Annotated in this window: 6 protein-coding genes (1 of these 6 running past the window's edge); 1 reads left to right on the top strand and 5 read right to left on the bottom strand. The window is 36.9% G+C overall.

The window, feature by feature from the left end; genetic code table 11:
- The 5 genes from LEP1GSC061_RS12220 to LEP1GSC061_RS12240 form a co-directional block, all read right to left on the bottom strand.
- On the bottom strand, window positions 1-2,970 hold the 5' portion of the coding sequence (locus LEP1GSC061_RS12220; protein WP_016545788.1) for an Eco57I restriction-modification methylase domain-containing protein. It extends 462 nt beyond the left edge of the window; only the first 2,970 of its 3,432 coding nucleotides appear in the window; the start codon lies at window positions 2,968-2,970; its stop codon lies beyond the left edge, outside the window.
- A 5-nt stretch (window positions 2,971-2,975) separates the two neighbouring features.
- Window positions 2,976-6,416, bottom strand: a complete 3,441-nt coding sequence (locus LEP1GSC061_RS12225; protein WP_016545810.1) for a helicase-related protein — start codon at window positions 6,414-6,416, stop codon at window positions 2,976-2,978.
- A 160-nt stretch (window positions 6,417-6,576) separates the two neighbouring features.
- Window positions 6,577-6,933 carry a metal-dependent hydrolase gene (locus LEP1GSC061_RS12230; protein ID WP_040508679.1) on the bottom strand — a complete coding sequence of 119 codons (357 nt, stop codon included), beginning with the start codon at window positions 6,931-6,933 and terminating at the stop codon, window positions 6,577-6,579.
- Window positions 6,934-6,951: 18 nt separating this feature from the next.
- Complete coding sequence (locus LEP1GSC061_RS12235) at window positions 6,952-7,440, bottom strand: PIN domain-containing protein (RefSeq protein ID WP_016545795.1); 489 nt, start codon at window positions 7,438-7,440, stop codon at window positions 6,952-6,954.
- The gene (locus LEP1GSC061_RS12240) at window positions 7,437-8,498 is read right to left on the bottom strand and encodes an XRE family transcriptional regulator (RefSeq protein WP_084680505.1); all 1,062 of its coding nucleotides are present in this window, start codon (window positions 8,496-8,498) and stop codon (window positions 7,437-7,439) included. Before LEP1GSC061_RS12240 ends, LEP1GSC061_RS12235 begins: the two co-directional genes overlap by 4 nt.
- A gap of 305 nt (window positions 8,499-8,803) precedes the next feature.
- On the opposite strand from LEP1GSC061_RS12240, the gene LEP1GSC061_RS12245 reads away from it, so the two are divergent.
- Complete coding sequence (locus LEP1GSC061_RS12245; RefSeq protein WP_016545798.1) at window positions 8,804-9,880, top strand: DUF1016 N-terminal domain-containing protein; 1,077 nt, start codon at window positions 8,804-8,806, stop codon at window positions 9,878-9,880.
- The last annotated feature ends 120 nt before the right edge of the window (window positions 9,881-10,000 follow it).

The raw sequence follows: 10,000 nt of genomic DNA on the forward strand, positions 1-10,000 counted from the left end.
AGCTCCAGAATTCTTTGGAATAAAAGTTGAAATTAAGGTTCGGTAATCTGTATCTCTTGCTATATCCCTATATCCAAGCGTGTATTCTTTATATTTAGAGTTTTCTCTAGCTATCCAATATCTAATTTCCGCATACTCGTTGGTAAATTGATGAACCATGCTTCCCTCATATAAGGGCCACCATTCTTCCTTTCCTTTTTTCCAGATCATTGTTTCTGAATCGTATTTTGCACTCAGCTTTAACAACTGCTCCTTTGTAACAAAAAGGTGAGCATCATTTGTCATATGAAACTCTGAGGAAAGTTTTATATTCCATGTGCCTTCGAGTTCTTCTCCTAGTCTAGGAAACTTTGCCATTTTCTTTACGATGCTAATGTCTGTGTCCGATTTAAATTCCATCAGACTGAAGGAATCAGGGCTTAATTTCTTAATTAAATCGATGCGTAAATCTAAAAATCGTTTATCTAAAGAACTTATATTTGATTTCTCTACTTTTATGGTCTGCATATCCTTCTTGGTTTGGTGGACGGAACGAAGGTCCTGCTCTGAATGTAACATAAAGGCAGAGGGGACTGATTTCCCGGGATCGTTTGTTTCTTTCGTAGCCGATAGGAGGATGAACTTAAAGCTTCGGTGAACGTTTTCAAAGAGTGCTTTCGAGTTTTCGAATCCATAAAGAAAATTGATTTTGCCTTCTGCAAAAAGCATTTTACGTAGATCTTTACATCCTAAATCAGAATACAGTCCGGAGGGTATTACGACCCCTAATGAGCCTTCTTCTTTTAATAGATGCCATGCCCTTTCTGAAAAAAGTTTATAAAGATTGATATCACCTGATCCTCGATTTGGGAAATAGTCTGAATTACGGAATAAATCTCCTGTGGCTGTAAGATTTAAACAATGTTGGAGCCATTCTTCTTTGATTTTTGGATTCTTCTTAAATAGAGTTGCTACTGCGATTCTTGCCTCGTTTTTATCTAGATCTCTAAACTTAGGAATATAGGTTTCGAAAAATTCCTGGGAATTAGGCTTCCAAACTTCCCAAGGAGGATTCGTTAAAATAATATCAAAGCCTGCTTCCTTCGGATGAGAAGGGTGTATGACAGTAGAAAACTCCATCCCATAATGAAATGGTTTTAGATACTCAGCTCTTAATACGAATTGATTTAAAAGTTCAATCGCCTTTAAATCCTTTTTCTCATCAATAAAATCAATTTTCTTTTTCGGCTTTACTTTCCATTCCGAAAGTAAGTGCTCTAACCTTTGGTTTAGAACCTGCTGCAATTCTATATCTATTTCTCGAATTTCGGAACGGAGTTTAAGGGCCTTGTCGGGATCATTCTCGTTCGTATAAAGAAAAATTAACTTTTCTTTCCTCAGCATTTTACTCGGAGCATCTCCAAAATCCAAAACGCCAATGGAGGGAGATTCTTTTTTGTTTTTTGTTTTAGAACTTTTAGATGGTAGGCCGTCAAAAAAATCTTCCGGCAGAAATAGGAATCCCGTGAGCGAATCTCCACTTCGAATATGAAAATCGATATTTGGAAGTGGCTCTAATTGATCGGAAGAGAGTTCTATACCTTCGACCATAGCTAGAAATAATCTTAGTTTTGTGATTTCTACCGCTTCCGGGAGAATATCCACTCCATATAGATTATTAGATGCAACAAATCTTCTTATACCGTAAATCGGATTCTTTTCTAGTGAATATCCCTTTGGCTTTTCAATTCGAGTTCGAATTTCTTGTAGATTTGATTTTAAAATACGCTTTGAGAGTAATTTATGATAATAAGAGAGTGAATGTAGGGCCTGGACGAGGAATTGTCCGGATCCACAAGCTGGATCACAAATTTTAATCGAGGAGAGAATGGTTTCAAAGAAAATGATGAGCTCGGGTTCAGTTGAATTATTTATAAATTCTTCCGTATTTTTATAGAAACCGGAAGCGCTGATTCCATTTACTTTTTTGAAAATATGTTCTTCAATTGTTTCATCTGTAAGAAACTCGGATAGAGAGGATGGAGTATAATAAACTCCGCCGGATTTATTATCTCCCAGAGTATTTTCAAAAATATAACCCAAGATATAAGGGTCGATGGAATCTTCGTCAGAATCGGATCTTTCGTTTACATTCCAGTTCCAGGATTCGAAAAATTGAAAAATGGCTGCGAACGACTCATTGGGTACTTGAATTTTCAGGTATTTTTCTTCAAGCTCGTGTTTTAAAAATAATCCTCCATTTAGATACGGGATAGTATCGCCAACAATGGCGAGAGTATTTTTGTCTCTTTCCTTTCTGCAAAGTGCGTTAAAGAACAATTCCTTTAAAAAAACTTCATAAAATTCGTTTTTCTTTTTGCTATAGTCTCTATATTTTTCCGTAAAGTATCTAGGATTTTCATTCAGAAGTTTTCTGGACTGTAGGAAGAAAAGAAATATCAGGCGATCTAATAGGATTTGTGAATAAAGTTTTCGATCCGATTTGTCTGATATACCTGATATAGAATTAATAAGTTCTGTCTTTTGCTTTTTAAATTCCTTATAGAATTTATTTGAAATATCCTTCCTCTCAAACAAATCTTCGAATCCAGAAATGTTTCCAGGCTTTAAATCACATAATCTTTGGATTGCGATCGGGTTTCGATTTTCTCGAATGTCCGTTCTTTTGAATTTATATTTTTGGATACGGATTTTATCTTCGAGTCCTTTTCGCAGAAATGTCCATTCCTCAAAATTTTTCGAAATTCCGAGAATTCCTACTCTTTGGTAGATATGTTGTCCTGCACGCTTCATAAGTTCAGAATTGTCTGTAAAGATAAAAACTTCGATATAGCTATTCTCATCAATTTCAACGATCAATGATTGAGTTTCTTGGCTGATGGAAAATTTTAGTTCTTGGAAAAGTGTAGCGACATCTTCTAAAGATTTGGAGTTTAAAATGATTTCTTTAATTCGATCTGCTCTTGCCATTAATACTACGTAAAGATTGTTAGGATTTTTCGTCCGATGATCTCTTCCTTTTTGTAAATAGTTCCGCGAAGCGAAGGTTCCGAAATGATATGTTTATTATAAAAGTCCACAAGTGTATGAGCAAAATCTTTGTATTGAACAAAACTAACCCCCCGGTCTAGGTTAATTCCATATTTCTTTAATTGATTTCTAAGGTAAGTTAGTTGGTTGGATGAGAACGGATGGCGCCCGAAAATGTCACGAATTTCTTGAACAATTTCAATTCCATTCCCTTTTAGATTATCCATTTCGGATATAAAAGAGTTTTCATTCTCATCGAAGGATAAATTTTGTGTTCCCTTCTTTTTTAAGAGAGAGTCGATTACGGTGAGTAAATCTGACTGAATTTTTGATTTAATTTGTCTTAAGCTCCTACCAGCAGCACCCGGTTTGAAACGATCCTTACGTTCTTCTAAAATTAGATTAAATTTTTGTTCTGCTTTGGTTTCTAATTCAATCAGGGAGAGTGTTTTAGAGCTAACCATTGGCGCTGTTGGAGAAATGGGAGATTCTATAAAAGGGTATGGAAATTCTTCTTTTGCATCCCCGTTCTCAGAGATTCGAATCCAGTGTCTCGATAATAGATCCTTATGTTCGCCTCTTCTTCCGTGGATTTCAAAAAGAGAATAAGTATTTTTGGGATTCTCTGTTAGTATTGTATAATACGTTCTTTGTAAATTTGGAGTAACGAGAGTATCAAAATCTTCGGGGCGAATATGATTTTTCGATGCAGAAAATTGCAAAAAGGAGCGAAAATGATCCTCTTCAGTTTCTCCTTCTATCCCTGTAAATATACTTGTTTTTTGGGAAAGTTCTTCTAAGCGATCCATTGAGTCTGCGTCACGGATGTTCTTAATTTCTTCGCCAATTTCTCGAATATCAATATGTTCGTCTTCGCTGGAGAGTATGGCCATTTCCTTCCCTAGAAGTATCGCTACCTGTTGCACCTTTGAATTTAAGATTTCGAGTAGTTTAAGAAAACCATTTAGCACTTCGTCGTTTGGTGTCATGTTTAGGACACTAATTCGATTTTCCGACCCTATTCGATTGACTCGGCCTACTCTTTGAACGATTCGCATCGGGTTCCATGGTAAATCAAAATTTACTAATAGATCGGCATCCTGTAAATTTACACCTTCGGATAGAACGTCCGTTGCAACTAAAATGTCAAACTCTTCACCTGGCGCAACATTAGTCCTTTGCCCACGCGGGGCAAACCTTTCTAATTTTGATCTAAGCTCAGGATCTCCTGAAGTAACCATTGTACTTCTGAATTGTTGAAAATTTGAAGGATGCATTTTGAGATGATATTCGATATACTGGGCAGTATCTTTGTATTCGGAAAATGTTATACATTTTCGAAATCGAGCGGACTTGAGAGTATTAATATAAGTTTCAATCTTAGGATCTATTAGGCTAATAGGTTGATCTACTTTGGTTTGAAGCGGTTCTAAATGGCGCTTTATAAAATTCCTGATCTCGTATATGTCATTTGAAATCCAAGATCGGACATCATCTGTTGTAAATTTTATCTTAGAATCCTCTTCCGGTTCTTCAACTTCGGAGATCGATCCCCCATCAAATAAATTTGGTGTTTCCTCTGGATCTATTATTTCTGTTTGGAGACGATATCGATTATATTTTTGAAGTAAGACTTCAATGGAATCTCCCGAGTCTAATGCTTTTAAGAGTTCATTTTCCTTTTCGATTATATTTAACAGAGAGCAATAGAAGGCGTAAAGACTAGATTCGATTCGTTTGTAAAGAAGTAGTAAATATAGGTAAGAAAGAGTTCTGCCTGATTCTGGATTAGACAAAATGATATGCGGGAGGTGTAACTTTTCTAGAAAGTTACCTAACTCTTGAAAAAGTTCGTGATGTTTATTTGTATAAGAGTAATTTAGCTTTCGAACTTCCGGCTCTTGAAACTCTAAAGGCTTTCCAGCTACTGTAATATTTTTGTAGTTTCTTTTTATTGAAGATCTCATCCTGAGCAGCATGATTCCGTTTAATAGATTTCGAATTTCTATAATCGATTTTTGGAAATCGGAATCTGTTTCAAGTGTAGAGATATTCTTTCCGGATTTAAGTGATTTAATTTTCTCATGAAATTTGTCGAAGGCATTAGGGCTAAATCCAGCAGCATATAATTTGGCATCTGTTGTACAGAGATTTATAAGATTTTGCAGATCTCGAATAGAGTTATTAAAAGGTGTAGCGGTAAGTAACAGGACGGCTGCTTGCTGGGAAATATCTTGGGGTTGTAGGGCCCTGATATTTTGATATAAAAAGGTTTCTCTATTTCTTGCTCGGTGAGCTTCATCAATGATTATTAAATTAAATTCCTTTCCTCCCTTTAATGATTGAATTTTATCTCCGTTCTCCTGACCTAGTTTGCCTTGGGAAAGAAACTGTATGTGTTGTGATTCCGGAATATTGAAAAAAATTTCTAAGGTTTCTTTCCATTGTGGAATTAATGTAGGTGGTGCGATGATTAGAACTCTTGCTCCTTTTTCTCTATAGCGGCGAATTACTTCAGCTGCAGTAAAAGTTTTACCGAGACCAACAGAATCCGAAACGATTGCTCCTCCGAGTATTTCTAACTTTCCTAAAACATTTTCTGCGCCGACTTGCTGAAACTCCGCCAATAATTCGGTTTTATCTAATCTCTCCTTTGTTAATTTTCCTAAGTAGTGGTGTATTAAAAATAAATACGCTTCGAAAGGAGATAATCCAATTGAAGTTGGTAGTCCGTTAGCTCTTGAGTTTCGCTCTGAATCGATGATTTGAATTAGCGATTCATTCAGGTCAACAGTGGAGGAATCCCATATTTTTTGAAACCATTTGAGCAGGTGATCGTAATGTAATTTGTCAGAATTAGTAAGATTTAATTCTCGGTTGTCGGTGAATCCAGACTCGCTAAAATTGGAAGATCCTACTATCGAGTGAAAATGTGTACCATTAGAAAGTTTTAATTTCGCTAAATATGCTTTTGCGTGAAAGAAATCTTCGGTATATAATCTGACATTTAAAATCTTCCTTTTTAGAAGTTCTAGAAAAAAGGAAGTATGTGTAATATCTTTTCCTGCAATATCGAGTTCAATTTGGCTTATTATATCCTTTACTTGATCTTGTATACTTAGTTGAATTCCAGTATTTAAGAGGAAAGCGGTTCGACGATCTGTCCTTGGGCTCATGATGATTCGAATCGAATCATTCGGCACGGAATCTAGATTTTGAAATAAGGGATTCTTTAATAGCCCAGGGGCGATCAAGTCAAAACCACTATAATAAAAATAACCAACTGCAGCATCAATCTGGCTGGCATATGGTAAAAGAAATTGATTAAACACATTTGCTAATTGTGTTTCTTTAGTATTGTTATCAATGATTGCTGGAAATTCCATACTTGGTTAAATGAAGTTTTTGGCTCTATTTAAGGAACACAAGTGAATGGTTGCCAGCAATAGGCTTGTTGGGTTACTCAGTATTTATTCCTGTATTCTTTTAAAGTTTCGGAGGTTCGATTTTCTTTTACTGCCAAATTATGTCAAATAATCAGCAAAGTTAAATCCACGGTATACCCATGGGTGTTTCTGAATCCAGGAGCAAATGACTGGCATATCCGGCGAGGAGTGGGTCAATAATGACCTCCCATTCCGGATACTTTTTCTTCAACTCCTGGAACGAGACATAACTAGGGCTGATAAATGCAACACTATGTGCACCTTGTCTATGATTCGGATGATCTGCAGGTTCAAAAATATCAGGTAACTTTCCCCCAATTGCACCTATGCTGCCAGCAACAAACATCCTCATAAGTTTTTGGTCAGGTGTTAAATCATGCCTATTCCAATCTTTTAATACTGAAAGAGCTATTCCCGCAATGACTCCTGCCTTTATATGTGTTCTGCTATCTGCCATTTTCCAACTCTCCTTTAATTATTTTTTCCATTTTTTGAGTCGAGCCTCACACTCTTCGCTTGGAAGCCGACGGTTTAAATTCATCAATTGCGTGAGTTTACTATGAGCTTCCGTATGTTTCCATATTTTCTTTTCAATAAGTTGGTCGAGTAGCCAGAGAGTGCCGTGAGCTTCCACGTCTAAATTTTTTGCTTTTTTGCGAAGAGCTCCGTCACCAGTTAAAAGGATTCCGCGTTCCTTTTTTGTAAGTAAAAGACAAGATATATCGGGGGCTGTTAATCCGGGAGATTTTCGTAATTCTTCGAAGAGAGAAATCAGTTCGCTTTCGGCAAAAGAGATAATTGAAATGTGGTAGTCTTGAATTATTTTTTGTTGGTCTGATCGCAACTCTTGTAAAACTAGATCCGTACATACGAATTCATAAGGAAGTTTAAGAACGTCCTTTAAAATTTCGAGATCGGTCAGATCTATTAGTATACAAGTGTCTTGAACGGCGATCTTTCTCATAGTATCCGAATTCTTTTTCGAACCTCCTGTAAAGATTCGCCGGATATTTCCGCTGCTTTGGAGATGGAGATTAAATTCTCGGCCAATGCGTGATCTAATAGTCTGCGGAATCTATGAGAAGTTTCCTCTCCACCCCATCGTCCTAAGCCTTCTTCTTTTTTTAGTTTTGGATCCGAATTCATCACTTTCCAAAAGTGAATAAATCGTGCTTCATCAATAATATTTGCCGATTTTAGTCGAAATAAGATCGCTCCGATTGATATTCCATACTCAGATTTGATAAAAGAAAGTTCAGATACGCTGAAATTATTTCTTATTTTACCGGCTTCCTTTATTAAACTTTCTTTCGGAAGGAGCATTGCTCCTGCGAACAGATTACACGCTTTTTCTATTTTTTTTTGTTCAGTGGATTTGGGAAAAGAAAGTAAAATATGACCTAACTCATGCAAGGCGGTAAATCTTTTTCGAAAAGAATCCATCGCAGAGTTTACAACAATAAACGGGATTTTTTCTTCTGCCCAACCGGAGAGCCCATCGAATGATTCATCTTCCTTAATCTCTATTATTTTGATTCCATTATCTTCTAGAGTCTCTAATACATTTGCTATTGGTCCCATTCCGAGATTCCAGGAAGAACGTATTTCATATGCGGCAGCTTCTGGAGCACGAGAATTTTTAGAGATGGTTTTGGTATAAAAAGTCTTAGATCCAAGTATTTCTTCTAGTTCGATATAATTTTCTAAATGATCTTGCAATTTTACTTTTAGAGTATTTTCCTTCTTTTTCTTTAAAGTAGATTTTTTACGAAAGTCTACTTCTGAAATTTCGGTATGGAAGGGACGAAGCAAATTATTCGGACTTACTCCTAACGCCTGAGCGATTTTAATTAAATTTTTGGAATCCGGAAACATTATTCCTTTTTCGTATTTTCCTATGGCTGGTTTGGAAATAGTGTGATCCAGTTTCACGACTAGTTCATCCATAGATAGGCCTGCGGCAATCCGAGCTGAGCGCAATCTTTCTGAGAAAATTCCTTTAGCAGAGTGAGTATTAGCCATGGTAGACAATATAGCAAATATTTGACTATTTGTCTACCTATAAGAGTATATAAAAATAGCATTAATTTTCCCCAATTCTTGATTCCTATTAATTTTACACTCCTCCCGGACAAATTTTATCGGTATGAGTAATGTTTTGTAGGTTTGCTGGCTCTCGGAGGGTAGAGTATCAATGGTCCCGTAGAATTTATTTGAGAGGGGAAATAGTGTATTTTGTGTAGAATTTAACGAAGACACGAATATGTGGGAATCTCGTTAAAATTATAGATGACTAATGTTACTCGTTTTGTTAAAAATCTTTCGCCATGTATCCTAAGCGCTTTTCTCCCGGTCTATCTCCAAACACATACCAATCTCTCCTAACAGATGTCGCCCGTATCTACGAAGATTTTCAATCAACGGCTAACTCGGATTGGAATAAGAGCTCCTTGGTAGGGAACTGGAAGATCGGACAACGTATTGTAGAAGTGGAGCAGGGGAATCGGGAGAGGGCAGTTTATGGAGATCGGATTTTAAAGCAATTATCACAGGATTTGAATCGCCGTTTTGGGAAGGGTTTCTCAGACCGGAATCTCAGGTATATGCGAAGATTTTATCAATTTTATAAACTAAGCTCGATTCATCCGGAACTTTCTTGGACCCATTATCGGGTTTTGCTTTTGGTGGAAGATTCTAAGACTCGCGGAATGCTTGAGAAGAAGGCAATCGCGCAAGGTTGGTCTCATCGGGATTTATTGTTAGAAGCTCAGGCTACTTTGAAGAAGTCAAACGGTGATTCTTCCGCTTCGGAATCTGAAATCGCAAAAGAGGCAGAGCAAGGTTTACTGAAACGGCCAGTTTTGGGGCTGTATTCGTACCGCTTGGTTCAAAATTTTTCTTCGAATTTGGAACGCAGCGTTCCAAATTTAGATTTGGGGTTCGACGTAAAAATTGAACACTCATTGGGCGGCGTTTCTGAATTTTCAATAGGTTCTATTGTAACTGTTAAAAAGATCAAAAAAAGATATTCATTTGAAAGAATATCCGGAAGTAAGAGTCTTTTCGCATTTAAGGCCTTTTTAGAGAAGGTCATAGATGGCGATACCATATCAGTAAATATCGATCTAGGTTTTCATGTTTTTATTCGTAAGCGCTTACGTTTGAGAGGTTTGGATGCTCCCGAATTGGGAACTAAAAAAGGAGTCACTTGTAAAAAGTTTGTAGAGTCGCAGCTGCGCGATTGTTCATTTCTTTTGATTAAGACCTATGGAAGTGATAAATATGATCGTTACCTTGCAGATGTAATCTATCTAAAGAAAGAAGAGGATACATCCATTGTAATTAAAGATGGGTTATTTCTAAATAATGAATTACTTAAGAAAGGATTTGTTGTCCCTGTATAATTTTAACAGTCGTTCGCTTTCGCGGTCGTTTACTCGCTCCTAAGGTCGCTGCGTTAGGGATACGCAGGACGCGTAGCGGACCCCGCAGCCGAAGGCGAGGAGTCCGAAGCGAAGCGGAGT

The organism is Leptospira wolffii serovar Khorat str. Khorat-H2 (assembly GCF_000306115.2).
Lineage (GTDB): Bacteria > Spirochaetota > Leptospiria > Leptospirales > Leptospiraceae > Leptospira_B > Leptospira_B wolffii.